Origin of the sequence: Pseudomonas sp. HMSC08G10, from assembly GCF_001808425.1 — a bacterium.
GTDB classification, from domain to species: domain Bacteria; phylum Pseudomonadota; class Gammaproteobacteria; order Pseudomonadales; family Pseudomonadaceae; genus Aquipseudomonas; species Aquipseudomonas guariconensis.
Window position 1 is genome coordinate 54,929 of the sequence record NZ_KV793307.1, and the last position, 25,245, is coordinate 80,173.

A 25,245-nucleotide genomic window follows, 5' to 3' on the forward strand; every position below is an offset into this window, starting at 1 on the left:
TGCCAGCCTTTGTCGGCGTACAGCTTCAGGACCTTTTTGAGCACGTTGCGCGGCGACAGCTCGATCGGGTTGCCGTGCTTGTCGAAGGTGTCGTGAATGACGATAGCGGTCGGCTCGATGGCCCAGGGGATCTGGTACACCGCCGAAGGGTCGGGGCGGCAAACCATGTCGATGTCGGCTGCATCGAGCAGGTCGTAGTAGATGTCGTCATCGACGTAGTCGCCAGTGACCGTCTGCAGCAGCACGCTCTCCGGCAGGCGCATGCCGCGCTCGTGGAGGAACTTGGCAGTCGGCGCGATCTTGCCGCGGGCAATGCCGGTCAGGTCGCTGATCACACATTCGACTTCGGTGATCCGGTGTTCTTTCAGCCAGGTGGACAGCTGATCGAAGGGGGCGTTCATACAGACCTCTTGGTTGGGTTTTATGGGCGAGTCCGCGTTGGAATCTTCCCAGGCGACGCGCTGAGGACTATCTTGGTCGCAGCCCCCAGGGGTGATCTATCCATTTTCTTCGGCAACAAATGCACCAAAAGAGTGCATAAGGGACACGCGCGTGACAACGCCCAATGCCTTGCAGGTCCAGGCTTTCCACACCAACGATGTGACCGAACAGGTGCGCGCGACCCCTGGCTGGCAGCAGCAATACCGGCAAATGTCCCCAGGGCATTTCAACGGCCAGTTGCGCTGCCTGGGGCTCGATGGCGTGGAGGTTTACGAGGAACGGCTCAATACTCGGGTGGAGCAGTTCTTCCGCGCCCCGAGCGGGTCGCTGGCGTTCTGCTTCGACCGCAGCGAGAACAGCCTGTACCTGCTCAACGAGGACAGCCGCAACATCTGGATCACGCCGGAGAACTACCAAGAGGTGGCCGTGGTGTTCGACCAGGCGTTCATGGCCCGTCACGGCCTGGATGTGAAACGCCTCGACGGGCTGTTCATGGTGCCGCTGGGCAGCGGCCAGAACGCGCTGTTCGGCAGTTGGCTGAGCGCCACCCTCACGCGACTGGCCGATGCCGACAGCCCGCTCGAGGGCCAGGCTTTGGCCGAGCAACTGCTCGAAGACTGTCTGTTCATCCTCGACAATGCCTGCCAGCGCCTGCAAGGCGACGCCCTGGGCCGACGCGACGAGGAGCGAGCGATCATGCGCCGGGTCAGCGAATGGGCCGCCGACTGCCCGGAAGAAACCCTCAATCTGATGGAATTGGCCCAAGTGGCCGGGGTATCCCTGCGCCAGTTGCAGCAGGCCTTCAAGGCCTTCACCGACATGCCGCCGGGGCAGTGGCTGCGCCTGCGCAGGCTCAATGGCGCGCGGCGGGACCTACTGCGTCATGGGGTCGGGGGTGTCACCGTGGCCGAGGTGGCGATGCGCTGGTCATTCTGGCACCTAGGGCGGTTTTCCGAGAGTTATCGGCAGCTGTTTCAGGAGCTGCCGAGCGAAACCCTCAAGCGCGGGCGCGGGTAGTTTCGGGCGTCAGTCACCGTTCCTTGTCGTGGCAGGCGTCTGCAAGCGGCGGGTTTGCTCTTCGATGAAGGTCAGCAATGCCCTGACTTCTGTGTCGCCCAGGCGCAGGTTGGGCATCGCCAGGCTTTTGTATTGTGCGTACAGCAGCAGGGCCAGCGGGTCTGGTCGAGCAGGCGGATGTAGGGGAAGTAGTCCCGGCCCCAGGGCGTGGTTTCAACCACGTCCTGGGTGGCCTGGGGCGGCCAGTAGCGCATGCAGACCACCAACAGCAGCATCAGGTGATGCACGCGTGAGACGCCGAAACCAGCCCATGGTCCCTTGGGCATAGTTGTGCAACTGGCGGCGATCGCGCAGGCCTTGGTTGATGCGCGCCCCGGCTTGCGCAGTCTTGAACGTGGCCTGGGGGTAGAACTCGTTCCAGCGCTGATGCGACCAACCTTTTCCGGGTGGACGGCCTTCGGCGGGCGAGCCCACCGAGTGGCGGTTGAGGAAGGCTTCGATCTGTGCTTTCCAGGGGTTGCGGTCGAGCACGTTGGAATACTGCGCCGGGAATGGGTACAGGCCAGGCTGCTTGAGAAAGGCCTCCAACGCGCTGCCTTCAGGCCCGCTGCGAGCCACGTTGTTCGGATCCTGCGACGGTGCAGGCCCTGTGCTGGGCAGAGGGAAGGTCAGCGTCGGCGGTGGCGCGGTGGGGTCGAGCTTCTCGGTGCCGAACTCCTCGAACAGCAGCAATAGAAGGGGAAATAGGCCCAATACCGGGGGAGGGTTCCCCAATCCCGGTGCGATTCGCGGCTGTCGCTTTCGATGCTCTGTCATGTCGCCGCCGATGATGCCGTTGTGGCGGTGGAAGGGGCTTGGCGTCTCCCGCTGAGCTGAAGGTCGCCAATTGACTAGCGCCCGGTGTCTGCCTCAGCAACGTGGCGCGGAATACCACGAGTTCGACCTGCGCTGAGCAGTTGATTGTCGCTGTGGATAAGGGCAGAATTCCTACGTATTACGTGGTATGTACCACGGTACGAATCGTAGGAGCGAATATGGCCCGGGTCGGCATCAACAAGGCGTCAGTGCAGCAGGCGCGGCAAGCGCTGCTTGCCCGGGGAGAGCACCCGAGTATCGACGCAGTACGTATCGAGCTGGGGAACACCGGTTCCAAGACCACGATCCATCGGTATCTCAAGGAGTTGGACGGGCAGCCTCCAGCCCCGTTGGACACTGCGAGCCTGAGCGCCCAACTGAGCGGCCTGGTGGAGCAACTGGCCGAGCAGCTCAACGACGAGGCCCAGGCACGTCTGCGCGAGGCTGAAGCGGCTTTCGAGGCGCAGCGCGAGCAGCTGCAAGACCAAGTACAGATGACGCAGCAGGCACTGGCGGCAGCGCAGCAACAGTTGCAGATTCAAGCGAGTGCACTGCAGGCCGAATCCGAAAAACTGCTGACGACCAAAAGCACCTTGCAAGCAGAACAATTGCGCAGCGCCAGCCTTAACCAGGCACTGGAAGAGGTGCAGGTGCGCCTGGCCGACAAGCACGAGCAGGTGCGTTCACTGGAAGAGAAGCACCGCCACTCCCGCGAACAGCGCGAACAGGATCAGCGCCGCCATGAGGCGCAGGTACAGCAATTGCAGAAGGAGCTGCATCAGCTGCAGCAGGACCTGCAGGTACGCCAGGAAGAGGCCACACATCTTCACCGGGACAACGAGCGGTTGATCGGGGAGCATCGTCAGGCTGTGGAGCAGCGCACGGCGCTGGAGGCGCAATTGGAACAACGCGATGCTCAAGTGCAAGGGCTGCGCTCGATCCTTGCCCAGGCCCAAGGCGCAAGCGACGAGATACGCCGTCAGTTGCAGAGCCAGACAGTGCAACTGGAGCAAAAGCGCGAGCTATGCGGCGAACAGGCACGCCAACTTGAGCGTCTGCAGGGCATACTCGATGCGCGGACCGAGGCACTATCGGCCTGCGAGGCCCGGCTGGCGCAGAGGGAAGCCAAGCAGTGACGCCGCTGGGCATGGGAACAGGCAGTTGAATCAAACTTATCCGCCAGGGCGGGTTCTTCCCTAGACACTCGCCTGGAGACTCGCCATGAACCCGTCTGATTCCCACAAGCCCGACCAGGGGCCGCATTCCTCCGAAAACGCCACCCACAAGAACGATCTGGGGTTCGACCCGGACTCACCTGATCTCGAAGATCCACAAGTAGACCCGCAAGGGCCGGCCAAGCCGCCCCGGGATGACGAAAAGAAAGCGTGAGCGCAAAGGGCCGCAAGGCGGCCCCTAGCTCATTAGTGGTCTACTTTCTTGGCTTCCTCGACCCCCGCGGAAGATAGCTTGATCGGGTAGACGACGTTCAATTGGTGCTCGGCGTCCACATCGACACTGCCGTCCTGGATGAGGCCCTGTTCCTGCAGGGTCTTGAGCATCCCCGCCACGGCCTTTTCGCCGCGATAGTTATCCAGCAGCTCCTTGCCCAGCCCTTGCGGGTGGGCATGGAGCAGGCGGGTGAGGATTTCTGATCGCAATGCATCGTTACTCATGATGCGCCTCACGTTCGTTGCAGGTCATTTGCCGTATTTGGCCTGGAGTTGCTTGGCCTGTTCCAGGTGATGCTCGAGCTTAGGCAGGGTTTCGCTGGCAAAAGCCTTGAGCTCGGCCTTGTCGGAGGTGCTGGCTTCTTCCTTGAACAGCTTAACGGCTTTCTCGTGGGCGTCGACCTGGTTGTTGATGTAGGACTTGTCGAAGGATTCGTCGCGCCATTCCAGGATCACTTTCTTGACCTTGTCGGTCAGCGCGGCTTCATCCGGTGTGCTCAGGTCCAGGGAGCGGGCGATGTCGCCGAGCTTCTGGTTGGCTTTAGTGTGGTCGGTGACCATCTGCTGGGCGAAGGCCTTGATTTCGGGGCTTTTGCTTTTTTCCTGGGCCAGGTTGCCGGCCACGACTTCGGCAATGCCGGCTTCGGTCGCATCGTCGACAAAGTCATTGGAGCTGGCGGCCAGCACGTGCATCGACGCCATGCCGAGTGCGACGGTCAACCCGACGCGCTTGAGGAACAGATTGCTCATGTGTCACTCCTTATCCATTGGCGCGACCTCAGTGTCGCTTATGGTTGAGCGCAGCCTATGGGCAAAGGTTTGATTTTTCTGTGTCGTGGCGCCCCAACGGTCATTGGTTTGAACATTGGTGCAAGACGAGGCTCAGAGATTCAAAGGTTGCATCGAGGAGCGGTCCATGAGCATCGAACGTAGCATTCCGGAGCTTGAGGCCTGGTACGCCCAGTATGATGACGCGAGCTATCGGCGCGAATCGCCGGACGCCTACCACCATGAGCTGGTCCGTACCGCCGAGGCGCTGCGTGACGACGGCGCGATTGACTGGGACGACTGGCTGGCGCTCAAAGCCCTGGCCGACCAGGCCCATGTGCGCGCCCTCGAGGAAGCCGTGCAGGCCCATGTGGACGACCCTGACGCATGAAGACATTGAAAATTGCCACGTTCAATATCAATGGTATCCGCAGCCGCCTGCCAGGCTTGCTGGCCTGGCTCGAGCGCGAGCAGCCGGATGTGGCCTGCCTTCAGGAACTCAAGGCTGCGGACAAGGACTTTCCGCGCGAGGCGCTGGAGGCGGCGGGCTATGGCTGCCTGTACCACGGGCAAGCGTCGTGGAATGGCGTGGCCATCCTGGCCCGAGGCAGCGAACCGCTCGAAGTGCGCCGAGGTTTGCCGGGCATGGACGACGACAGCCAGAGCCGTTACCTGGAAGCCGCAGTGCATGGCGTCCTGATCGCCTGCCTTTACCTGCCCAATGGCAACCCTCAGCCGGGCCCCAAGTTCGACTACAAACTGCGCTGGTTCGAGTGCCTGATCGCCCACGCCAGAACGCTGCTCGACAGCGGCCACCCAACGGTGCTGGCGGGGGACTTCAATGTGGTGCCCACCGACCAGGACATCTACAACACCCGCTCCTGGCTCAAGGACGCGTTGCTCCAGCCTGAATCCCGGGCGTGCTACCAACGCCTGCTCGAACAAGGCTGGAGCGATGCGATCCGCCAGTTGCATCCTGATGCGCAGGTTTTCACGTTCTGGGATTACTTTCGCAATCACTGGCCCCGCAATGCGGGCCTGCGCATCGATCACCTGTTGCTCAGCCCAGCGCTTTCTGCGCGGCTCCTGGACGCCGGCGTGCACGCCTGGGTGCGCAACGAACCGAGGGCCAGCGACCATGCGCCGGCTTGGATCGAGCTGTCCGCACCCCCGCGTCACTGATCTATAGTCAAGGGCGGTAGGGTGCTGGACACAAGGGACTGTAATGGCAGCAAGCAGGAGGCAGGATGAGGAGGGGCCGTTCGCCGTGACTGGCGAGGGCCGCGCCGTTGCCTTGTTCCGCCTGGTACTGAGCTTCATGGCGGTCGTGATGCTGGCCTTCGTGCTGATCGAAGGCTGGCGGATCTGGCGCGACTATCGGCATGCCTTCCTCAACGCCGAAGATGCGGTAACCAACCTGGCCCGGGCGACAGCTCAGCATGCCGAAGATGCCATTCGCCAAGTCGATGCGATTACGGCTGCACTGGCCGAGCGCATCGAGGGTGATGGCTTCGACCACCTGGACCGGCCTCGGCTGCATGCGCTGCTCAGGCAACAAAAAGCGATCATGCCGCAACTGCATGGGTTGTTCGTCTACGGCGCCGATGGGCGCTGGATCGTCACCGATCAACCGACCATCGCCCCGCGGGCCAACAATGCTGACCGCGATTACTTCATCTATCACCGCACCCACGCCGACCGAGGCGTGCGCGTTGGCTCGGTGGTGCGCAGTCGTTCCACAGGTGACCTGATCATTCCCATCTCACGGCGGCTGAACAACCCCGACGGCAGCTTCGCCGGCGTGCTGCTGGGTTCGATCAAGGTGGATTGGTTCGTGCGCTATTACGGCGACTTCAAGATAGACGAACGCGGTGCGCTCGTGCTGGCCATGCGCGATGGCACCATTCTCGTGCGCCGGCCGTTCGTCGAGCAGGTGGTGGGGCGCAGCCTGGCCGACAGCGAGATCTTTCGCAACCACCTGCCTTACGCCGACCAAGGGGTGGTGGAAGCCGTCGCGGTGGTCGACGGCACGCCGCGTCTGTATGCCTACCGGGCGTTGGCCAATTATCCATTGGCGGTCGAGGCTGGACTGTCGCGTGAGTCGATCATCGCGCCTTGGCGCCACGACATGCTCAAGTCGGTCGCAGTGTTATTGCTGTTGCTGTCGGGACTCGCGGCCTTCGGCTGGGTGGTGCTGCGCCAGCTGCGCGAGCGCATTGCCATCGAGCGCGCACTGCACCAGGCGCATCAGACGCTGAAATCCTTGGCCCTGACCGATAGCCTGACCGGCCTTGGCAACCGCCGTCGGTTGGATGGGGTGTTCGAGGCGGAGATCCGTCGAGCCCGGCGTCAAGCCTATCCCTTGGCCCTGGTGATGATCGACCTGGACTACTTCAAGGCCTATAACGACCGCTACGGCCATCTGGCGGGTGACCAATGCCTGCGGCGCGTTGGCGAGTTGCTGGGCCACGCATTGAAGCGCCCTGGCGACCTGGCGGTGCGCTACGGCGGCGAAGAGTTCACGCTGTTGCTGCCCAACACTGACGCCCAAGGTGCGGTGGCGATCGTGCAGGAGATACTCATGCTGCTGCGTCGGCAGATGATCGAGCATGCTGGCAGCCCCTTGGGGCAGGTATCGGCCAGCGCCGGAATCGCAGTGGGCTCTCCGGGGGCAGAGGCGATCACACCAGAGAGTCTGACAGCTGCCGCCGACGCCGCCCTGTATGAGGCCAAGCGCCAAGGGCGTGACCGCTACAGCCTGGCGAGCAGTGCGCTAGCCAATTGCTAACCGCATGGCGCAACGCCCGGACAGGCCATGGGCCTGTTCACTGCGCAATATGCCCCGCAAGCGTTCATCCAACTGCGCAGGCGCCAGGATGGTGAACCCCTGGCGGGCGTAGAACGGCGCATTCCACGGTACATCAGTGAAGGTAGTCAGCGTGACACCTTGCAGTCCACGGTTGCGAGCAGCCTCGACAGCCGTCTGCAACAAGCGGCGGCCCAGCCCTTTGCCTTGGGCGTGCTCTTGTACCGAGAGCTCCAGAATGTGCAACTCGCTGGCGGTGGTTTGCGCACAGATGAACCCGATCGGCACATCTTGCTCGTCCACCGCGACCCAACTGGCCTGCTGCGCGATGCAGCACTGATGCGTGGCGTCGTCCAGCACATCGGCTTGTGCCAGCCAGGCCAGTTCAGGCAAGCGCTTGAAGGCTTGAGCAGCGGAGCGTTCGACCGCTGCGAGCTGGGCTAGATCGTGGCAGTGTGTGAGACGGATACGCATAGGGCTGTCCTTGGCGAAAAAGAGTCGGCTGAAGGTGTCTGTCAGGCCGACGCAAGCTTCATGGAAAAACCTCCGAAGGGAGGGCCGGCAATGGTAACCTTGCCCACCTCGTTGCTCATCTCGGACTGTTACATGTTGTTCAATCTCGCCATCCTGTTCGGCACGCTAGTGGCCATGGAGGGCGTCGGCACGCTGGCTCACAAGTACATCATGCATGGCTGGGGCTGGTGGCTGCACCGATCGCACCATGAGCCGCACCTGGGCATGCTGGAGACCAACGATGTCTACCTGGTGGCCTTGGCGCTGGTCGCAGCGGGTCTGGTGGCGCTAGGCAAGGCGGGCTATGCGCCGCTGCAGTGGGTTGGCGCCGGTGTGGCGGGGTATGGCGTGTTGTATGTGCTGGCCCACGATGGGCTCTTTCATCGTCACTGGCCTTGCGCGCCCAAACCTGTGAACCGCTACCTCAAGCGCCTGTATCGTGCGCATCGACTGCACCATGCGATGCCTGGACGCAAGGGAAGCGTGTCGTTCGGATTCTTCTACGCGCCACCCTTGCGTGTACTCAAGCGCCAGGTGCAGGCCCGCAAACATCGCTAGGTTCAGGCCTTGCGGCGCAGCAGGACGATGAAGAACAGCCCGCCGATGGCGGCCGTGGCAATACCGATGGGCAGGTCCTGAGGCGCGATGAGTGTGCGCGCACCGATATCCACCCACACCACGAACAACGCGCCGAGCAGGGCGCAGGCAGGCAGCAGTCGACGGTGCTCGGCACCGACCAGGCGACGGGCGACGTGGGGCAGCATCAGGCCGACGAAACCGATGGCGCCGGAAAGCGATACCAGCACCCCCGTCAGCAGGGCACAGCCAACGAACACTTGAGCTCGCACACGGCGCGGCTCGAAGCCAAGGCTGACGGCAGTCTGTTCACCGCTCATCAACCCGTTCAATGCCCGGGCCAGGCTCATCAGCAGCACAAACCCAGCCAACACGCAGATCGCCGGCAGCCAAAGCAGCGGCCACTGTGCCAAGCCCAGGCCACCGAGCATCCAGAACATCACCGAGCTGGCTGCATGAGTGTCGCCGGTGTACAGCAGCAGGTTGGCCAGCGCCATGACCACGAACGACACAGCCACCCCGGCCAGCAGTAGCCTGTCGCTGTCCAGTCGACCGCGCCGGCTAGCCACTGCCAGGACCAGCAACATGCTGCCCAAGGCGCCGACGAAGGCTGCCAGGGGTAGGCTGAAAGGGCCGGCAAAGGTGCCGACGAACAGCACCACCAGCACCGCTCCGAGTACCGCACCAGAGCTGACACCCAGCAGGTGCGGGTCGGCCAACGGATTGCGGGTGACGGCCTGCAAGGCACCACCAACCAGGGCCAGGCCAGCCCCCACCAAGGCCCCAAGCAGTACCCGTGGGGCGCGGATCTGCCAGACGATTTGCGCCTGCCCCCGGCTCCAGTCGCCCATATCGGTCATACCCAACTGATACAGCGTGATGCCCGTGACCTTCGCCAGCGGCACATGGGCCGCGCCAAAGCCCAGGGACAGCAGGCAAGAGAACAGCACACCGATCAGCAGTAGCGACATCAGCAGGCGATAGCCCCCTGGGCTACGAACCGGCATCAGTGCGTTGCCTTGGCGAACAGTTGCGGATGCAGGGCCGCAGCCAATTGCTCGATGGCACTTGCGTTGTCCACCGATGGGGTGACCTGCAGGTACGACAGCACCACGAAGCGGCGCTCTCGAATGGCCTGTACCTCGCTCAAGGCGGGGTGATTGAGCAGGAAATCGCGTTTTTGCGCCCAACTCGTCGGCCCGTAATCAACGATGACTATCACTTCCGGATCCCGCGCCACAACGCTCTCCCAATTGACCTGGGTCCAGCTGGCATTCACGTCGGCCATCACGTTGTCGGCACCGGCGGCCTCAAACAGTGCCTGGGGCATGCCGAGTCGGCCAGAAGTGGTGGGGCGGTCTTCGCCGCTGTCGTAGAGAAAGACGCGGGGTTTATGTTGCACTGGGGCCAGTTGCGCGTGGACCTGCGCAACGCGCTGCTGCAGATGCTCGACAAGCACATCTGCACGCGGTTGTACGCCGAAGATGCGCCCCAGGTTGACCAGGTCCTGGTACAGGTCCTCCAGGCTTGCCTGGCGCTGGGGCATGATCCATGAGCAGGATTCGCTCAATTCATACACGGGGATGCCCAGCGGTGCGAGGGTCTGAGGCGTCAGCGGGCCGCCCACGTTCATGCCGTAACCCCAGCCAGCGAACAGAAAGTCGGCCTGGGCATCAAGGAGGTTCTCCGGCGACGGATAGCGCGGTGCAAGTTCAGGAAGGCCGGTCAAGGCCTCACGCAGGGACGGGTCGAGGGTCTTCCAACCGCTGACACCGCTGTAGCCGACCATCCGCTCGCGCAGCCCCAGTGCCAGCAGCATCCCGGTGAGGTTGATGTCATGACTCACAGCCCGCTGGGGCGCTTGGGTGAAGGTGATGTCGCGCTCGCAACTGCGCACGGTGACGGGGTAACTGTCAGCCCAGGCTGCGAAGGGCAGGGCGGCGAGCAGGGCCAGATGAGTCAGGCGTCGCTTCATGCGGGGGTGATCCAGGTAATACGTGGGTGGGGCGCCAACGGGTGGCGATCGACCAGGGCGCGAACACCAAAGACTTGCGCCAGGCGGTGCTCGGTCAGCACTTGCTCCGGTGTCCCTTGCGCGACGATGCGACCTGCATCGAGGACATACAGGCGATCGCAGAAGGCTGCGGCCAGGTTCAGGTCGTGGAAACTCGCCAACAGGCCTAGACCAGTCCCACGCAGGTGTTCGAGCAAGGCCAGTTGGTAACGTGGGTCGAGATGATTGGTTGGCTCGTCCAGGATCAACAAGCGCGGCTGCTGCACCAGTGCCCGAGCCAGCAATACACGTTGCTTCTCACCGCCGGATAGCGGCGCAAAGCCCTGGTCGGCTCGGGCATGCAGGCCTAGTCGCTGCAGGCAGGCATCGATCAATGCCTGGTCATCATGGCTGTCGAACCAACCTTGGTGCGGGGTTCGGCCCATGGCGACCACGTCGCGCACACTCAGGCCGAAATCTTCGGGAAACTCCTGCAGCATCACTGCCACACGCTGGGCGACCCAGCGTGGGGACTGTTGCCAGATGTCTTCGTTTTCCAGCAGCACGCGCCCGCCATCGGGTCGGGTAAAGCGATAGGCGCAGCGCAACAGGCTGGTCTTGCCGCTGCCATTGGGGCCAATCAGGCCGACGAATTCACCGGGGTGGACTTGCAGGTCGATGTCGTCGAGCAGGCGTTGACCGCCGGGCGAGGGAGCCCAGTGCACGCTTTCCAGACGTAGGGTAGGGGATGACATGCAGACCAACCGTACCGGGGGTGAATGAAGCCCGACTGGAGACGGCGCGCAAGGAAATCGCGGACAGTGGCCTGCCCAAGACGGTCCGCGCCCGCCCACCGCGGGTGTTGCCAACAGAGGTGACAGGCCGGTCTCCGGGCTTGCGAGGGGCTTGAGGCATTCACCTTCCCATGCCGGCGGCACAGTGGTGTATCGAATGCATCGCTCGCTTACCGTTGCGGGGGCAGCGCCGGACTGATCGCGCAAGGCGAGGCACCGGCTTCCCGTTTAATCCCCGGCACGGCGGCAGGGGACACCTGAAACTGGGGCGCATCTGAGCATTAATGGACGGGTCAGTCAACCGAACAGGGCGTTCTGGCTTTGCCGGCTATCTTGCGTGACTGATTGTTACGCGATGTTACCCATTGCCCCAAGTCCAGGGCGGTCTCTGAAAGCTGATTTGACTGCAAGGGGCTGTTTGAGAGGGCGATACAAGGGCACAGCATTTGCATTACCGAATCTACGAATTCGAACTGGAATAGACCATGAGTTCTCCACTGCACTGCTGCACCGTTTCGCCAGTCGCGGGCAACCTCGGCGTCCTGTCGGCTGCTGCCAGTGGGCTGGAGGGGTTCGTGACGGAAGTTGGGGGTGACATCGACCTGGTACTGGGACGTGCCGGCGTCAATCCTGAAAGCCTGCGCCAACCCACACTCAGCCTGCCGCTCACCAATTACTGCCAGGTGCTCGAGGAGGCAGCCCGCCAATCGCACTGCGACAATTTCGGTTTGCATTACGGTCTGCAGTTTCAGCCTCAAGCCTTGGGGCTGCTGGGCTATGTCGGGTTGTTTTCCAGTACGTTGGAGGAGGCCTTGCGCAATTTCGCGACAGCGTTTCCTTATCACCAGCACGATACCTTGATACGGCTGGTCGACTGCGGCGAGTGCTATCGCTTCGATTATCAGGTACGGCACAGCGCCATCCTGGAGCGCCGGCAGGATGCCGAATTGACCATGGGCATGGTGCTGAACCTCATGCGCCACGTATTGGGCAAGGACTGGGCGCCATTTGCAGTCAGCTTCGAGCACGCGCGCCCACTAGACGGGCAAGCCCATCAGCGGGCGTTCGGCGCGCCTGTCTATTTCGATCGCAATTGTAATTCGATGCTGGTACCCAAGACCGACCTGAAGGACCAGATCATGCCGGAGCGCGATGCCAATCTGCTGTTTCTGGTCCAGGACGTGCTCCGGCGCTTGGGCGCACGCGATCAACGGCGCAACCTGCTGGACGAGGTGGACGCTCAGGTACGCCTTGCCCTGAGCGGCGGAGAGCCGTGCCTGGAAACGATCGCGCAGTCGCTGCAGCTCAGCGCGGCCGGGTTGCAGCGCCATCTGCGCGAAGCAGGCATGAGCTTCAGCCAACTGGTGGAGAAGGTGCGCCGCGAAGTGGCGGTGCATTACCTGCGACAGCCCAAGCGGCCAGTGTCTGACCTGGCAGCGTTGCTCGGGTACTCCGAAACCAGTGCGTTCTCCCGGGCGTTTCGACGTTGGTTTGGCGTTAGCCCGCGACAATGGCGTAGCCAAAAGCCTTGACGATTTGTTCGCAGGCTCATGCCTTGAATCCAGTCACGCTAAGCCCCGAATTGACTTTGTACGTAGAAACTCACTCGCAGGGTCAATTCCTGGTCTAGACCAGTTGTTAACATCAAGGTCGCAAGCTCCGGATACCTCCCGGCCGGCGCCTTGATCGAGCAGTGCAGGGTGCCAGGCCTACGTTGCGGTAATCACCAGAGGACAACAACATGTACAAAAGTCCTGAGAACGCCCGCTATTACTGGAAATCCCTTCAACGCTGGCGCGTCCAGATATTCATCATCACGTGGCTGGCCTATGCCGCGTTCTATTTCACCCGCAAGGCATTTTCAGTTGCCAAACTGGGCATCGCCGAAGACCCCACTTTCACGCTCGACAAAGCGGCTATGGCCAACCTCGACGCGCTGTACCTGGCTGCCTACGCCGTCGGCCAGTTCGCATGGGGTGTGTTCGCCGACCGCTACGGTACCCGCGTCGTCGTGCTCGGGGGGCTCGTGGTGTCGGCCCTGGCCGCGCTGGCCATGGGCACCTTCGCGACGTTGCCGATCTTCGCCAGCTGCATGGTGATCCAGGGGCTGGCGCAATCCACCGGCTGGTCAGGGTTGTGCAAGAACATCGGCAGCTTCTTCGCCACACGCGAGCGAGGACGTGTGCTGGGCTACTGGAGCACCTGTTATGCCTTTGGCGGCCTGGTCGCCACGCCGTTCGCCGGGTGGTGGGCCTATCAGATCTCCCATGACTGGCGCATGGCGTTCGTATCTTCGGCCGGTGTCGTTATCGTTGTTGCCGTGCTGTTCTTCCTGCTGCAGCGCAATCGCCCGCAGGATGTGGGGTTGCCTGCGGTCGAGGCGCAGGTCCAGCCGACCGGTCGAGACGACGTCCCCCGGGAGAACTACCGGACTGCGCTGCGCAAAGTGCTCGCCAATCGTACGGTCCTGATACTGGGGATGGCGTACTTCCTGCTCAAGCCTGCTCGTTATGCAATCCTGATGTGGGGGCCGGTGATCGTCTATGAGCGCATGCCAAGCATCGGCAAAGTGGCTTCGGCCATCGTACCGTCCGCATTCGAAGTCGCCGGATTGGTCGGGCCAATCCTGATCGGCATCGTCTCTGACAAGTTGTTCGGCGCTCGGCGCATGCCGGCTTGCGTCCTCAGCCTGATGGCGCTGACCTTGTGGCTGATACTGTTCGTGCCGACGATGCAAAGCGGCAACCTCTATCTGGTCGTCGGCTTGCTGTTCATGATGGGTGTGACCCTGTACGGTCCTGACTCGATGATCAGCGGCGCCGCCGCCATCGATTTTGGCACTAGCGAGTCCGCGGGTACCGCCACAGGCTTCGTCAACGGCTGTGGCTCGGTTGGCGCCATCCTCGGCGGGCTGCTGCCTGGCTATTTCGACACCATTACCGTGTTCTTCGTCTTCACGGGTGCGGCGCTGCTTGCAAGCTTGCTGCTGGTGCCGTTCTGGAACAGTCGCCCGGCAAACCAGGCGGCCGACGCCCAACCCCTGGCAGCGCCTGCCACCGTCGCGTCTCGCTGATGCCGCTGACATTTCACCGGGCGAAGGCTGGAAGGGCCTTCGCAGCACGAACCTGTATCTTGGAGGTGGCCAATGGCCCTTGCACTTTTTGACCTGGACGACACCCTTATCGATGGCGACTGCGCCAGTTTGTGGAGCAGCCATATGGCAGCGCTCGGCTGGGTTGACGGGCCAAGCTTCATCGAACGCGATCGCGAACTCATGGCGCTCTATGCGCAGGGCAAGTTGGCGATGGAAGCGTATATGACGTTCAGCCTGTCCCCGCTGGTTGGCCGAACGATAGAGGAGGTGGCCGAAGCGGTGGACCCCTTCGTGGAGGACATCATCACCCCGCGTATCCACGACGACGCCATGGCGTGCCTGGCGAGACATCGAGAGGAGGGTGACCGGGTGTTGATCATTTCAGCATCGGCACACTTCTTGGTGAGTCGTATTGCCAAGCAATTGGGGGTCGAAGAAGTGCTGGCGATTGATCTTGAACAGCAGCAGGGCAGTTATACCGGCAATACCTGCGGGATCTTGACCTATCGAGAAGGCAAAGTGGCGCGGCTGCACAGCTGGCTGCAGGAGCATGGCGAAGGGCTAGAAGGGGCTTATTTTTATTCGGATTCTCGCAATGACCTGCCGTTGCTTTCGCTGGTCGCCAAACCGCATACAGTCAATCCGGATCCAGTGCTGCGAGCGCACGCTGACGCGACGGGATGGCCGGTTTTGCGGTGGCGGTAGTGCAAAGTATGATGGGTGATTTATATAACTCAACAAAATGACTATTTAGTGTAGTTATATCCTGTAGTTATATTCGGGGGTGTCCCGAACCCATGAATGCTGCGCCTCATTCAATTAACATGGCCGGCTTTCAAAAGCGAGTTTGCCGCCTGCAAGACCAATCCTGCAGACGCTAGCCAGGTCTTGGCTGCCTTGCCCATGAGGGTAAACGTCGATGACTACGTGCAAGGCGATTACGTCCTCGATGTGCTGGTGGCCGATGCTGTGAGCGGCAAAGTCATTGCCCGCAGTTGCCATGAGGCTGCGATTGTCTCTGACGCGCTGAAGTTTTCAGGAGTGACTTTGGATACCGCGCGATATCAGTTGGCTCCAGGGCTGCGAGCATTTGGCGTGCGTATCAGGTACACAGGCTCGTTACGGGTCAATCCGTTAAGCAGCGAAACCCTGAGTTTGTACGTGAACGACGGTTCGCAGTTGCGCGAGATTCTGGCCGAAATGCTTGTCAGCGATAGCCAAGGCGATTGGGATGGTTTCTGTGCCGGGCATTTCGGCGAGAAAAAGCGAACCCTGGCAGAGGATGATTGTGACGATATCGAAGGCAAGTCGACGACGAACACATTCAACCCGATGAACTGGACTGACCGTCAGGGCTTTGGTGGAGGTTTAGATCTGGCCTCCATTGATGCCCGTCAGTCAATACGATAGTGCGCATAATGTGTATTATGTTAAATAGTATTCTATGGTGCCGCACCTTCAACACGTCTGCGCGCCATTTAAGGCTTTTGTTGTGAGGTGTCACCGTTGCGAAATGCGGACACTTTTACCCCACCAATCCCTGAAACCCTTGATCTATGTGGTCTTCAGCGCTAATGCGGACACTTTTACTCCAACGTCATTTCTTCAACCCCTTGATTTTAAAGGGTGGTGGCAGTCAAACGAGTGTTTTGACCGTCTTACTGAATTCTTCTGCTATGTGGACACTCCTGGCTTTTCCAGCACTATAAGCTGCATCGCGGCAGCCCAGTAAAACCGGGGCCTCCAGCGATATTTTCACGTAATGTGGACACTTTCCGAAGCGCGTGTCGAATCGCATAATGCGGACACTTCCGAGATTTTCAGCGTTCGAGCACTCCATGCCAGGCCACGCCCAGCGTTGCCGTCGTGAGCTGCAGGTCAGGCGTACCAAGGCCTGGAGCCTATATCGCCTCAAGGCCTAACCTACGGCCATGCATCAGGCGCATGCGACGCTGAATGGAGGCCTAAGGCCCTTTTTGCGAATGATGTCGAGGCGTTACACCCCTCCCTGAGCGTGGAGCGCGGGGTACGCGGCGGTCAGGTCATCGAGCGCGACCCAAGCCTACGCCTGCGGCAGGACGACATCATCGCCGTGTTCGCCCTGCGCGAAGCCGTGGCGCAGCTTAGTGACTGGATAGGCCCAGAGGTCGATCATCCCGAGTCGATGTCCTTCCCTACCCTCACCGCCGAGATCGCCCTGACCTCGCCCAAGCTGGCCGGCAAGACCATTCACCAGGTCAAGCAAGCGTTGGTGGGGACCGAGCGCATGGGCTGCTATATCAGGACCATCACCCGTCAGGACCTGGTACTCCCCCTGCTGCCACAGACCGTGCTACGCCGTGGGGATGTGATCACTCTGGTTGGCCGTACTTCCAGCGTCGAGGCCCTGGCCCGACAGATCGGCCGGATACGCCAGCGCCACCACAAAAGCGACATCGCCATCCATGCCCTTGGCATGGTGCTGGGTTCGCTGGCCGGCATGCTCTCCACCCTTGTGGGCATGATCCCGGTCGAGCTGGGTATCGGCGGCGGCGTGTTGGTGGCCGGCCTGCTGATCGGTTGGTACAACTCTCGCCATCCGGACTTCGGCGCCCTGCCACCAGCGGCGCAGTGGGCGTTCTCCGAGTTCGGCCTGACGGCCTTCGGTGCCGTGGTCGGGCTACTGGCAGGCCCGGCAGCGCAGGCTGCCCTGCAGGAGCAAGGCCTGGCGATTCTCGTTTCCGGCGTGGCTTTTACCCTGGTACCGCCGATTGTGGCCTTGTACATGGGTCGCTACCTGCTGCGCCTGCACCCAATGATCCTGTTCGGCGCTCTGGCCGGGGCGCAGACCGAAGCCGCCTCGATGAACAAAATCATCGAATAATCCGGCAGCAACACGCCGGTCATCGGCTTCACGGTGTGCTATGCCATCTCCAACGTGCTCCTGGCGGTCTGCGGGCCCATCATCATCGCCTTCACCGTCCATTGACCGGCGCGTCGTCGGCGCTGAACAGGCACACCTGGTTGCGTTGCTGCTTGGCCTCGTACATCGCCTGATCGGCAGCCTTGACCAGGCCGTCGAGGTCGCCCGCATGCTGAGGGTACAGCGCGATACCGATGCTGGGGGTGACGAAGTCGATGGTTTGCTGCCCCACCTGCACCGGCTCGCCCAGTGCCCTCAACAGGCGCATGGCCAGACGCTGGGCTTCGTCGGCGTCGGTACCGGGCAGGATCAAAGTGAACTCGTCCCCGCCCAGGCGGTAGGCGCGATCAGGCTTGCGCACGCCCTCGCGCAGGCGGTTGGCCATCTGCGCCAGCAGGCTGTCGCCAATGTCATGGCCGAAGGTGTCGTTCACCTGCTTGAAGCGGTCCAGGTCGATGAACAACAGTGCCAGCGGCCCTGTGCTCGCAGCCACGCAGCGCTTGAGGTGTTCGTAGAAGGCCTTGCGGTTGCCCAGCCCCGTCAAGGCGTCCCGGTACGCCATGTCGAACAGCTGGTTCTGGTATTCGACGTGGTCGCTGATGTCATGCAGAATGCCCCGGTAGCCACGCAGCTGGTCCTGGGCGTCGATGATCTGCGACAGGTGCGTCTCGTAGTGCCCCAGGCTGCCATCGGCGCGGTGCATGCGCCCCGCCAGCACCGGCGCGCCCTGGGCCCGGTGGGCACCGAACACTTCGCGCAACCGGGTTTCATCGCAGCCCTCCAGCCAGTCGCTGGCCGGGCGGCCGACCAGTGATTCGCCCGGCAGCCCCAGGCGTCTGGAGAATGCCGGGTTGACGGTCAACAGCAGCCCCGCGCTGTCCAGCTCGAAATAGCCTTCCTGCATGGCCTGCAGAATCGCCCGGTCCCGCGCTTCGCTCTGCTCCAGGCGGTCGAGCATGCGGTTGGCTTCACGGCTGAGCGCCCCCAGCTCGTCCGCCCCTCGGTCGCTCAGGCGCCGGCCGGCCGACTCTGGTCCGATGGCCAGGAACTCTTGGTGCATCCTCGAGACCCGCCGCAGCAGGACCACATCCAGCCCCAGGTAGACCAGCAACCAGGCCAGCACCACAACCAGGGTGATCACCCCCAGGAACAGGTCGATCTGCTGGCGCCCCTCCACATACAGATGCCGCTCGCGAGGCAGCTCGAGCATCAGTTGCGGCTCGTCCAGGCTATTGCTGAACTGCAGGAAGATGCGCTGGCGGTTATCGTCCACGACCTGGCGGGGGCTGATGGTGATCTGTTCCTGGCCTTCGAACAACGCGCTTTGCGCAGGGCTCGCCGGAGGCGGGCGCAAGCGCAGCTTGCCGTTGAGCTTGCGCTCCAGGTCCAGGGTGCGCGTGCTGCTCAGGAAATGCCCGGCGAACAGGGTACCGCTCGCGCCAGGCTGCAACTGGCCGATGCCCACCGCCACCAGGATCATCGCCGCGCCCTGCACGGCCACCAGCTGGCCCCCGTAGTGCCGGGTGTTGCCCGCCCGTTCCAGGTGCTGGACCAACCGCAGCACGTCATCGTGCAGAGCTTGCACGCCAGGCTGCGGCACGCCTTCCAAGGTCGCGATGGCAGAGGGTTCCAGGGCCTGCCACTGGGCCGCGCTCACCTTGCCCTGAGCATCGAGGTGGACCAGGAAGTCGAAGTTCATGCGGCTCAACAGCCGCGGCGTCACCGGCAGGATATCCGTCGCGGCAGGCGCCAGCGAGGAGACGAAGTTCTGCAGCCGATCACGGTCGCGCTCGAACAGGTTGTCCAACAACGCCCGCACCTGTTCCGCCTCGGCCACCAGCAGGGTGTCGTCCTCACGGTCCAGGCGGTTCAGGATCAAGCCATGGGCCAGCAGGTAGACCACCAGCAGCGCCACGGCCAGCGGAGGCCCGAACAGCCAGAACAATCTTTTGCGTAGCGTCATCGGTGGCTCCTGCCCAGTACCTGCAAGCGCCCGCCGCTAGCGAGCCAACGCAGGGCAGTGTGTCGTACTTGCCCGGCTCGTTTGCGCGATCGTCGCAGCCAGCTGCCTCAGGTTGGCCTGGTGGGCCGCGACCAGGCCACTGATCGTGGCATCGGCCGGTGCCTGCAGCGTGCTGTGACAGGTCAGCCCGGTGTTCGTACCCGCAGGCCTCAGTCGCCAGGTCGCGTCCAGCAGGGCATAGCGCCCGGGCACCGAATCGAAGCGCTGCACCTCCACGCGCAACGCTGTTCGAGGTGAGGCGCCGGTCGGCGCGCCCAACTGGTCCTCCAGAGCGTTGCGGAACTCGTCGACGAGGTTGGCGCCCCACCATTCGGTCTCCAGGATCGCCAACCCGCTGTCGCCCTGGCGCACCACCATCTGGGCGCGATCGACCTGCGGTGGCATCAGCACCTTCTCGATCTCGATGTTCACCCCAGCCGGGCGTGCCGCCGGCTGGGCAGGCACCAGGGTGTGGTAGTTGATCGGCGCGCTGCTGCACCCCTGCAGTGCGATGGCCATCAAGGCCCACAACAGCTTCGGCATCTTGCGCATGTCAGGTCACTCCTTGGTTCAGTTCCGCAGTCGGGTGGCGTCGATGGCTTTGGGGCGTCCGCGGATCAGCGACTCGGGATGCCGGCCGAGGTAGTCGGACAAGTCGCGCAGCGAACGTGACATGCGTTCCAGTTCGTTGAGGGTGTCGCTCATCTTTTCGCGTTGCGGCGACCCTTGCGCGAATGCCGAGTCCGCACTCTTGAGCGTGCTGCGCACCTCTTCCAGGGTACGGCTGATGCCTGGCAGGGTCTGGCTGTTGAACTGCTTGAGGCTGGCCTGCAGCTCCCGCAGGCTGGCATCTAGGTTGCCGGCGATGCTCTCAATCGGCAGCTCGCCCAGGCGTGCGATCACCCGCTGCAACTGCTCCTGCAGCTTGTCCAGGCTGCCGGGCACGGTGGGGATCCGCAGCGGGCGTTGCGAGGCATCGAACGTGACCTTGGGCGCGTCGGCATAGAAGTCCAGGGATACATACAGCTGCCCGGTCAGCAGGTTGCCCGTACGCGCCTGTGCCCGCAGGCCATGCTCGACGAAGCTGCCGATCAGGTGATTGCCCGCCTCCTCGTCGCCCGGTGGACGCTTGAGCCCTTTGAACATTTTCTGGTAGACCGCCCCCAGCCGCTTCGGGTAGACCACTGCATCGACCATCACCGGGAAGCTCTGCTTCTGCTCGTCGTAGTCCAGCTCCACCGCCGTGACCCTGCCGAACTCCACGCCCATGAACTCCACCGGGGCGCCCACCGCCAGGCCACGCATGGACTGGTCGAAACGCAAACGTAGAAACTGCTGCTTGCCGGTCGGCGGGGCCAGCGCGGTATCGCGGTCGGCATACAGCTCGAACGCCTGCTTATCCTGGGCCGGCTCGGCCTGGCCGGCCGACTCTGGCTCACCGAACACCAGGCCACCGACCAGAATCGACGACAAGGACTCGGTGTTGACCTTGAGGCCATTGGCGCCCAGGTCCACATCGATACCGCTGGCATTCCAGAATCGCGTATTGCGGGTGACGAAGGCATCGTTGGGGGCCTGGATGAAGATGCCGATGTCCACCCCTTTGCCGTCCGGCTGCAAGGCGTAGGAGATCACCTGCCCCACCGGGATCTTGCGGTAATAGATCGACGAGCCGATATCGAGCGACCCCAGGTCCTTGGCATGGAGGGTGAAGCGCTTGCCCTTCTCGCCGTAGGTGATCGGCGGCGGCGACTCGAGCCCAGTGAACACCTTGGCCGGCTTGGTCGACTGGCCAGCGTCGGCGCCGATGAAGTTGCCCGACAACAAGGTATCGACCCCCGTGACGCCGCCGGCACCGATGCGCGGCCTGACCACCCAGAACTGCGCGCCCTCGGTGGCGAACGACTCGGCCTCCTTGGACAACTGCACCTTGGCGACCACGCTCTTCTTGTCCTCGGCCAGCTCGACCGAGGTCACTTCGCCGATCACCACGCTGCGGTACTTGACCGGCGTCTTGTGTGCCACCAGGCCTTCGCCTGTCTTGAAGGACAGGGTGATCACCGGCCCCTCCTGCATCCAGCTGCGCACGACCAGGGACGCGCCGATCAACAGCGCGATGATCGGCACGATCCATACCAACGAGACATTCCAGCGCCGGGTATGGATATCTGCCGGCCCCGCCGTGGGCTGTCGTACGCTGCCTTGCTCCATCAGGAGTCCTCCGTGTGTGAAGCATTGTCCCAGATCAGTCGCGGGTCGAAACTCATGGCCGAAAGCATGGTGAATACCACCACCAAGCCGAAGAACAGGATGCCGGCACGCGGCTCGATGGTGCCCAGTTCGCGCATCTGCACCAGTGCGGCGACCAACGCCACCACCAGCACATCGAGCATCGACCAGTAGCCGATCAGCTCCACGAAACGATACAGCTTGGTACGCTGCCGACACGCCCAGGCGCTGTGGCGCTGCACAGTAACCAGCAGCATCAGCATGGCGATGAACTTGATCGCCGGTACGCCGATGCTGGCGATGAAGATGATCAGGGCAATGTCCCAAGCCCCGCTTTCCCAGAACTCCAGCACGCCACCGCCGATGGTGCTGTCGCTGCCCTGCCCCAGCATCTCGGTATGCATCACCGGCAACAGGTTGGCCGGCACGTAGAACACCAGGGCTGTCAGCAGGTAGGCCCAGGCCCGGGCGACGGCCTGGGTCTTGCGCGCATGCAACGGCGCGCCGCAGCGCTCGCAATGGTGCAGGCGCAGGCCGAGGTCGCAGGCATGACCGCAGCCATGGCACAGGCACAGGCCCAGCTCGGATGCCCGCGGCGGCAGGCTCATACCAGCTTCCACAGGTCACGGATGTCGCGGCCGGCGATAGCGATCAGCAACACGCTGAGCGCCGCCATCGCCAGCAGGCCGATGCCCGGGATCACGTCCAGCAGGCCAGCCAGCTTGATCACCGCCACCAGGGCCCCCAACAGGCACACTTCCAGCATGCTCCAAGGTCGCAATGCCTCCAGGCCGCGCATGCACAAGGCGAATGCCGGCGCACGCCTGCCCGCCACGGCAAAGACGAGCACCCAGATCAACAAACCGACTTGCAGCGTCGGGGCGAGGATCACCGCCAGCGCCACCACCAGGGCGATGAAGGTGATGGTGCCATGGCTGAGGATCAGCACCGAGTCCCACAGCGTGGCGCTGTTGCTCAGGCCTTGCATGCTGATGGTCATCACCGGGTAGAGGTTGGCGAAGGCCAGCAGGATCGCGCCAGTCACCCCCAGGGCCAGGCGTTGCTGCACGCTCAGGGCGGTGTGCCGGTCGAGCACGCCAGCGCAGCGCAGGCACACTGCCCGTTGGTGCTTGCCCAGTGCATTGCGCTGGTACACCGCGTCGCAGTACTCACAGATGATCACGTCCTGCTTCACCATCCTCTCCATCGCTCGTGGTGCTCGCTTGCAAGGCTAGCCAAGGATTGCCCGTATGGCATGCGGCGTTATGGCTGGCTGGGCAGGAACCAGCGGTAGTACGGATTATCGCCATCCTCCCGCATCACCGCCCTCACCTCCCGGGCCCAGCCCTGGCGGTCTCCGCGGTAGGCCAGCAGGCTCACGCCATAGAACCGGCGCAGGCTGCGCCACTGGTCATCGACCTCACCCAGGAAGGCCGGGCTGGCGTTCAGCAAAGGCGGCTCGCGGCGCAGTGCCAGCAGCACCGGCAACACCCGGGTGATCTCGCGGCTGCGCACCCACGGTGCGTATTCGATGCGCGGCTGGTCGTCCGTCACCGGGCGCGCATCGCCGGCATAGCGCTCCAGGCCCTGGCGATCGGTGATCCAGGTCGCCAGCAGGGCCGCAGGGGAGTCGACACCCACCTCGGCCAGTGCCGCGGCCACCTCCGGCTGCGCAAAGCGTTCCTGGATCCGCACGGCATCCAGCTCCAGCGGCTGCAACGAACCGATCATCAGCATTTCGTGGAACTCGGTGGTCCACAACGCGGCGTGGGGGAATACATCGATGAAGCTGCGCACCAGCGAGCGGCTGTCCTCGTCGTTCTGTGTCGGCAACGGCAGCCACTGGGCCACCAGGCCGTGCTCGCCCAGGCGGCTGGCGGCCAGGGCATAGAAGTCGCGGGAGTAGAGATTGACCACGCCGGCGGCCGAGGGAGGCGGTGGCTCGAGGGTGATCATGTCGTAGCGGGTGGCGCTGCGCAGCAGCTCGCGACGACCGTCGCGCAGGCGGATGTCCAGGCGCGGATCGGCGATAGCGTCGAAGGTACCACGAAAATGCGGCGCGGCCCGCAGCACTTCCGGCAGCAGCTCGGCCACCACCGGGTGCTGCAGGCCATGATATCGGAGCATGGCACCGGCAGTGATGCCGGTGCCGAAGCCGATCACCAGCGCCGAGCGTGGCTCGCCCCGGTGCACCAGCAGCGGCAGCAGCGCCTGCAGGCGCATGTAGCGCAGCGACGGCATGGCATCGCCGGTATTGGATACCCCCTGGATGTACAGGCGGCTGAACCGCTTTTGCCCTGCCCCCTGCTCCACCACGGCCACGGTGCCGCCCCGGCCTTCCTCGTAGAAGCTCAACTGCCCACTGCGAGTCGCCGGCATCAACTGCGCCAGGTGCTCGGGCGAGACCAGCAGCCCGCAGGCCAGGGTGGCGCCACCGGCGAGCGCGACACCCACGCGCAGGCGCCGGCTCACCTGGACACCGCGCCAGGCAGCCAGGGCGCCGATGGCCGCCGCAAGCACGGCGAGCACGGCCAGGCTGCGCACCAGCCCCAGTTCGGGGACCAGCACGAACCCTGTGAGCATCACGCCCAGGATCCCGCCCAGGGTATTGAGCGCGACCACCGCGCCGACGTCACGCCCCACATGGGCGCTGTCCACCGCCAGGCGCAGGGCCAGGGGGAACGCCGCGCCCAGCAGGGTGGTCGGCAGGAACACCACGCTCAGCCCGGCAACCGCGAAACGCGCCGACATCCCGGCCAGTTCACTGCCGCCCAGGGCCAGCACCCAGCGCTCGGCCTGGCTCTGCGCGCCAACCAACCATTGGCCCAGCCCGGCCACCTGGAGGATCGCCAGCAGCCCGGCCGAGGCGATCAGCAGGCCGAACGCCCCCCAAGGGTCACGGATACGGTCGGCATGCCGGGCATGGAGCGCACTGCCCAGCACCAGGCCGCTGAGGTAGGTGGCCAGCACCACGGCGAAGGCGAACGCCCGAGTGCTCATGAACTGTACGATCGATTGCGTCCAGACCACCTCATAGCCCAGCGCCACGCCACCGGCCAGACAATACAGGGCGATGGCCAGCCGGGCCGACGGGCTGCGCGAGACCGGGCCGACGGCAGTGCCTTGCAACGGTTCGGCGGTAGTGCGGGCCAGCAGCAATGCCGCCCCGGCGGCTAGCACATTGAGCAGCGCGGCGGCGCAGGCACTGGCCAGCACGCCAAGCGATGGCAACAGCATGAATGCGGCAGCCAGGGTGCCAGCGATGGCACCAGCGGTGTTGGCCGCATACAACCCACCGCCGGCACGCCCCACCTGCCCCTGCACCGGGGCCAGGGCACGTACCAGCACAGGCAAGGTGCCGCCCATGAAGAAAGCCGGCAGGCCCACCAACAGCAACGGCAGCCCCCAGGCCAGCGGCCCGAGGCTGTCCTCCAGCCGGGCAAAGGGGCCTGCCGCGGCGCCGAGCGCCAAGGTGACGGCTACCCCGAGGACCGCCACCAGCACTTCCAGCCCGGCATAGAGCAATACGGGGCGACGCAGGCGGTCGGCCCAGCGGCCGAACGCCAGGCCTCCCAGCGCAAGGCCCGCGAAAAAGGCACTGATGGCGGTCGTGACGGCGTACACCTCCACCCCCACCACCAGGGAAAGTTGTTTGACCCACAGCACTTGGTAGACCAGGGCCGCGGCGCCGGAAAGGAACATCAGCAAGGCGGCTATCGCCAGCTGGGGTCGCGCCATGGTCGAGGTTTCCTGAACTGCCGCGCCACGAGGGCGTGAACGGGATTGACTGGCGGCTGAAGACATTGG

General features: G+C 63.5%; 23 protein-coding genes, 4 pseudogenes and 1 riboswitch. Of the genes and pseudogenes, 12 read left to right on the plus strand and 15 right to left on the minus strand.

Translation table 11 applies throughout. The features are described from left to right. Nucleotides 1–401 (minus strand): annotated as a pseudogene (locus HMPREF3173_RS24990) (glutamine synthetase); the annotation flags it as partial. Nucleotides 402–552: 151 nt separating this feature from the next. Here HMPREF3173_RS24990 and HMPREF3173_RS12685 point away from each other — a divergent pair. Continuing rightward, entirely contained in the window at nt 553–1,458 is a 906-nt protein-coding gene (locus HMPREF3173_RS12685; protein WP_070573516.1) for a helix-turn-helix domain-containing protein, read from the plus strand. Nucleotides 1,459–1,467: 9 nt separating this feature from the next. On the opposite strand, the pseudogene HMPREF3173_RS24995 reads toward HMPREF3173_RS12685, so the two are convergent. Together HMPREF3173_RS24995 and HMPREF3173_RS12690 are read right to left on the minus strand one after the other, a co-directional pair. Continuing rightward, nucleotides 1,468–1,629: pseudogene (locus tag HMPREF3173_RS24995) on the minus strand (electron transporter SenC); the annotation flags it as partial. 135 nt (nt 1,630–1,764) lie between these two features. Next, nucleotides 1,765–2,238 (minus strand): annotated as a pseudogene (locus HMPREF3173_RS12690) (copper oxidase); the annotation flags it as partial. A 254-nt stretch (nt 2,239–2,492) separates the two neighbouring features. Between HMPREF3173_RS12690 and HMPREF3173_RS12695 the strand changes: the two are divergent. Then, a complete protein-coding gene (locus HMPREF3173_RS12695; protein ID WP_070573520.1) occupies nt 2,493–3,449 on the plus strand; it encodes a DNA-binding protein in 957 nt (318 codons plus the stop codon). 85 nt (nt 3,450–3,534) lie between these two features. Then, nucleotides 3,535–3,702, plus strand: coding sequence for a DUF6021 family protein (locus HMPREF3173_RS24590; protein WP_168166385.1), 168 nt, complete (start codon nt 3,535–3,537; stop codon nt 3,700–3,702). 32 nt (nt 3,703–3,734) lie between these two features. Here the strand turns inward: HMPREF3173_RS24590 and HMPREF3173_RS12700 are convergent, their stop codons facing one another. Both HMPREF3173_RS12700 and HMPREF3173_RS12705 read right to left on the minus strand, forming a co-directional pair. Beyond that, nucleotides 3,735–3,986, minus strand: coding sequence for a hypothetical protein (locus HMPREF3173_RS12700; RefSeq protein ID WP_070573522.1), 252 nt, complete (start codon nt 3,984–3,986; stop codon nt 3,735–3,737). Nucleotides 3,987–4,010: 24 nt separating this feature from the next. Next, a complete protein-coding gene (locus HMPREF3173_RS12705; protein ID WP_043210547.1) occupies nt 4,011–4,511 on the minus strand; it encodes a DUF4142 domain-containing protein in 501 nt (166 codons plus the stop codon). Between the two features lie 166 nt (nt 4,512–4,677). On the opposite strand from HMPREF3173_RS12705, the gene HMPREF3173_RS12710 reads away from it, so the two are divergent. Genes HMPREF3173_RS12710 through HMPREF3173_RS12720 form a run of 3 tightly spaced genes read left to right on the plus strand, consistent with a single transcriptional unit; the run spans nt 4,678 to nt 7,317 of the window. Next, nucleotides 4,678–4,920, plus strand: a complete 243-nt coding sequence (locus tag HMPREF3173_RS12710) for a hypothetical protein (RefSeq protein ID WP_043210544.1) — start codon at nt 4,678–4,680, stop codon at nt 4,918–4,920. Continuing rightward, nucleotides 4,917–5,711 (plus strand): exodeoxyribonuclease III, encoded by a 795-nt coding sequence (gene xth, locus HMPREF3173_RS12715; RefSeq protein ID WP_070573524.1) that lies wholly within the window; start codon nt 4,917–4,919, stop codon nt 5,709–5,711. Before HMPREF3173_RS12710 ends, xth begins: the two co-directional genes overlap by 4 nt. A gap of 43 nt (nt 5,712–5,754) precedes the next feature. Then, nucleotides 5,755–7,317: a sensor domain-containing diguanylate cyclase gene (locus tag HMPREF3173_RS12720; protein ID WP_070573526.1), complete on the plus strand. Its 1,563-nt coding sequence runs from the start codon at nt 5,755–5,757 to the stop codon at nt 7,315–7,317. On the opposite strand, the gene HMPREF3173_RS12725 is transcribed toward HMPREF3173_RS12720, so the two are convergent. Beyond that, a complete protein-coding gene (locus tag HMPREF3173_RS12725; RefSeq protein WP_070573528.1) occupies nt 7,303–7,809 on the minus strand; it encodes a GNAT family N-acetyltransferase in 507 nt (168 codons plus the stop codon). The two genes, HMPREF3173_RS12720 and HMPREF3173_RS12725, sit on opposite strands and share 15 nt — an antisense overlap. Nucleotides 7,810–7,941: 132 nt before the next feature. Between HMPREF3173_RS12725 and HMPREF3173_RS12730 the strand changes: the two genes are divergently transcribed. Beyond that, on the plus strand, nt 7,942–8,406 hold the full coding sequence (locus HMPREF3173_RS12730; protein WP_070573858.1) for a sterol desaturase family protein: 465 nt from the start codon (nt 7,942–7,944) through the stop codon (nt 8,404–8,406). Between the two features lie 2 nt (nt 8,407–8,408). Here HMPREF3173_RS12730 and HMPREF3173_RS12735 read toward each other — a convergent pair whose 3' ends face one another. Genes HMPREF3173_RS12735 through HMPREF3173_RS12745 form a run of 3 tightly spaced genes read right to left on the minus strand, consistent with a single transcriptional unit; the run spans nt 8,409 to nt 11,172 of the window. Then, the gene (locus tag HMPREF3173_RS12735; RefSeq protein WP_070573530.1) at nt 8,409–9,431 is read right to left on the minus strand and encodes a FecCD family ABC transporter permease; all 1,023 of its coding nucleotides are present in this window, start codon (nt 9,429–9,431) and stop codon (nt 8,409–8,411) included. Beyond that, nucleotides 9,431–10,399, minus strand: coding sequence for an ABC transporter substrate-binding protein (locus HMPREF3173_RS12740; RefSeq protein ID WP_070573532.1), 969 nt, complete (start codon nt 10,397–10,399; stop codon nt 9,431–9,433). The genes HMPREF3173_RS12735 and HMPREF3173_RS12740 overlap by 1 nt, the downstream gene beginning before the upstream one ends. Then, entirely contained in the window at nt 10,396–11,172 is a 777-nt protein-coding gene (locus HMPREF3173_RS12745) for an ABC transporter ATP-binding protein (RefSeq protein ID WP_070573535.1), read from the minus strand. Before HMPREF3173_RS12745 ends, HMPREF3173_RS12740 begins: the two co-directional genes overlap by 4 nt. A 107-nt stretch (nt 11,173–11,279) precedes the next feature. Continuing rightward, nucleotides 11,280–11,487: riboswitch (cobalamin riboswitch) on the minus strand. A 209-nt stretch (nt 11,488–11,696) separates the two neighbouring features. Between HMPREF3173_RS12745 and HMPREF3173_RS12750 the strand changes: the two genes are divergently transcribed. The 5 genes and pseudogenes from HMPREF3173_RS12750 to HMPREF3173_RS12770 all read left to right on the plus strand — a co-directional run. Further along, a complete protein-coding gene (locus HMPREF3173_RS12750) occupies nt 11,697–12,743 on the plus strand; it encodes an AraC-like transcriptional regulator QhpR (protein WP_070573537.1) in 1,047 nt (348 codons plus the stop codon). Between the two features lie 209 nt (nt 12,744–12,952). Continuing rightward, a complete protein-coding gene (locus HMPREF3173_RS12755) occupies nt 12,953–14,284 on the plus strand; it encodes an MFS transporter (protein WP_070573539.1) in 1,332 nt (443 codons plus the stop codon). 72 nt (nt 14,285–14,356) lie between these two features. Then, nucleotides 14,357–15,010 carry an HAD family hydrolase gene (locus HMPREF3173_RS12760; RefSeq protein WP_043210527.1) on the plus strand — a complete coding sequence of 218 codons (654 nt, stop codon included), beginning with the start codon at nt 14,357–14,359 and terminating at the stop codon, nt 15,008–15,010. 96 nt (nt 15,011–15,106) lie between these two features. Further along, complete coding sequence (locus HMPREF3173_RS12765; RefSeq protein WP_070573541.1) at nt 15,107–15,715, plus strand: PA3715 family protein; 609 nt, start codon at nt 15,107–15,109, stop codon at nt 15,713–15,715. A 574-nt stretch (nt 15,716–16,289) separates the two neighbouring features. Further along, nucleotides 16,290–17,273: pseudogene (locus HMPREF3173_RS12770) on the plus strand (TrkA C-terminal domain-containing protein); the annotation flags it as partial. Here HMPREF3173_RS12770 and HMPREF3173_RS12775 read toward each other — a convergent pair. The 6 genes from HMPREF3173_RS12775 to HMPREF3173_RS12800 all read right to left on the minus strand — a co-directional run bounded on the left by HMPREF3173_RS12775 (nt 17,260) and on the right by HMPREF3173_RS12800 (nt 25,176). Further along, the gene (locus HMPREF3173_RS12775; RefSeq protein WP_070573543.1) at nt 17,260–19,170 is read right to left on the minus strand and encodes a diguanylate cyclase domain-containing protein; all 1,911 of its coding nucleotides are present in this window, start codon (nt 19,168–19,170) and stop codon (nt 17,260–17,262) included. The pseudogene HMPREF3173_RS12770 and the gene HMPREF3173_RS12775 sit on opposite strands and share 14 nt — an antisense overlap. 36 nt (nt 19,171–19,206) lie before the next feature. Then, nucleotides 19,207–19,761, minus strand: coding sequence for a PqiC family protein (locus tag HMPREF3173_RS12780; RefSeq protein WP_070573545.1), 555 nt, complete (start codon nt 19,759–19,761; stop codon nt 19,207–19,209). 18 nt (nt 19,762–19,779) lie between these two features. Beyond that, nucleotides 19,780–21,420: a PqiB family protein gene (locus HMPREF3173_RS12785; protein WP_070573547.1), complete on the minus strand. Its 1,641-nt coding sequence runs from the start codon at nt 21,418–21,420 to the stop codon at nt 19,780–19,782. After that, entirely contained in the window at nt 21,420–22,046 is a 627-nt protein-coding gene (locus tag HMPREF3173_RS12790) for a paraquat-inducible protein A (RefSeq protein ID WP_070573549.1), read from the minus strand. Before HMPREF3173_RS12790 ends, HMPREF3173_RS12785 begins: the two co-directional genes overlap by 1 nt. Further along, nucleotides 22,043–22,633: a paraquat-inducible protein A gene (locus HMPREF3173_RS12795; protein WP_371906672.1), complete on the minus strand. Its 591-nt coding sequence runs from the start codon at nt 22,631–22,633 to the stop codon at nt 22,043–22,045. Before HMPREF3173_RS12795 ends, HMPREF3173_RS12790 begins: the two co-directional genes overlap by 4 nt. Nucleotides 22,634–22,701: 68 nt before the next feature. Continuing rightward, on the minus strand, nt 22,702–25,176 hold the full coding sequence (locus HMPREF3173_RS12800) for a fused MFS/spermidine synthase (protein ID WP_139146850.1): 2,475 nt from the start codon (nt 25,174–25,176) through the stop codon (nt 22,702–22,704). Nucleotides 25,177–25,245: the final 69 nt, after the last annotated feature.

What these genes read in the sequence shown, in the direction of transcription:
- HMPREF3173_RS12710 (WP_043210544.1), top strand. Translation starts at nt 4,678, where the DNA reads ATGAGCATCGAACGTAGCATTCCGGAGCTTGAGGCCTGGTACGCCCAG.
- HMPREF3173_RS12735 (WP_070573530.1), bottom strand. Translation starts at nt 9,431, where the DNA reads ATGCCGGTTCGTAGCCCAGGGGGCTATCGCCTGCTGATGTCGCTACTG.
- HMPREF3173_RS12695 (WP_070573520.1), top strand. Translation starts at nt 2,493, where the DNA reads ATGGCCCGGGTCGGCATCAACAAGGCGTCAGTGCAGCAGGCGCGGCAA.
- HMPREF3173_RS12730 (WP_070573858.1), top strand. Translation starts at nt 7,942, where the DNA reads ATGTTGTTCAATCTCGCCATCCTGTTCGGCACGCTAGTGGCCATGGAG.
- HMPREF3173_RS12700 (WP_070573522.1), bottom strand. Translation starts at nt 3,986, where the DNA reads ATGAGTAACGATGCATTGCGATCAGAAATCCTCACCCGCCTGCTCCAT.
- HMPREF3173_RS12720 (WP_070573526.1), top strand. Translation starts at nt 5,755, where the DNA reads ATGGCAGCAAGCAGGAGGCAGGATGAGGAGGGGCCGTTCGCCGTGACT.
- HMPREF3173_RS12765 (WP_070573541.1), top strand. Translation starts at nt 15,107, where the DNA reads ATGCTGCGCCTCATTCAATTAACATGGCCGGCTTTCAAAAGCGAGTTT.
- HMPREF3173_RS12800 (WP_139146850.1), bottom strand. Translation starts at nt 25,176, where the DNA reads ATGGCGCGACCCCAGCTGGCGATAGCCGCCTTGCTGATGTTCCTTTCC.
- HMPREF3173_RS12790 (WP_070573549.1), bottom strand. Translation starts at nt 22,046, where the DNA reads ATGAGCCTGCCGCCGCGGGCATCCGAGCTGGGCCTGTGCCTGTGCCAT.
- HMPREF3173_RS12775 (WP_070573543.1), bottom strand. Translation starts at nt 19,170, where the DNA reads ATGACGCTACGCAAAAGATTGTTCTGGCTGTTCGGGCCTCCGCTGGCC.
- xth (WP_070573524.1), top strand. Translation starts at nt 4,917, where the DNA reads ATGAAGACATTGAAAATTGCCACGTTCAATATCAATGGTATCCGCAGC.
- HMPREF3173_RS12705 (WP_043210547.1), bottom strand. Translation starts at nt 4,511, where the DNA reads ATGAGCAATCTGTTCCTCAAGCGCGTCGGGTTGACCGTCGCACTCGGC.
- HMPREF3173_RS12745 (WP_070573535.1), bottom strand. Translation starts at nt 11,172, where the DNA reads ATGTCATCCCCTACCCTACGTCTGGAAAGCGTGCACTGGGCTCCCTCG.
- HMPREF3173_RS12780 (WP_070573545.1), bottom strand. Translation starts at nt 19,761, where the DNA reads ATGCGCAAGATGCCGAAGCTGTTGTGGGCCTTGATGGCCATCGCACTG.
- HMPREF3173_RS12755 (WP_070573539.1), top strand. Translation starts at nt 12,953, where the DNA reads ATGTACAAAAGTCCTGAGAACGCCCGCTATTACTGGAAATCCCTTCAA.
- HMPREF3173_RS12785 (WP_070573547.1), bottom strand. Translation starts at nt 21,420, where the DNA reads ATGGAGCAAGGCAGCGTACGACAGCCCACGGCGGGGCCGGCAGATATC.
- HMPREF3173_RS12750 (WP_070573537.1), top strand. Translation starts at nt 11,697, where the DNA reads ATGAGTTCTCCACTGCACTGCTGCACCGTTTCGCCAGTCGCGGGCAAC.
- HMPREF3173_RS12760 (WP_043210527.1), top strand. Translation starts at nt 14,357, where the DNA reads ATGGCCCTTGCACTTTTTGACCTGGACGACACCCTTATCGATGGCGAC.
- HMPREF3173_RS24590 (WP_168166385.1), top strand. Translation starts at nt 3,535, where the DNA reads ATGAACCCGTCTGATTCCCACAAGCCCGACCAGGGGCCGCATTCCTCC.
- HMPREF3173_RS12740 (WP_070573532.1), bottom strand. Translation starts at nt 10,399, where the DNA reads ATGAAGCGACGCCTGACTCATCTGGCCCTGCTCGCCGCCCTGCCCTTC.
- HMPREF3173_RS12725 (WP_070573528.1), bottom strand. Translation starts at nt 7,809, where the DNA reads ATGCGTATCCGTCTCACACACTGCCACGATCTAGCCCAGCTCGCAGCG.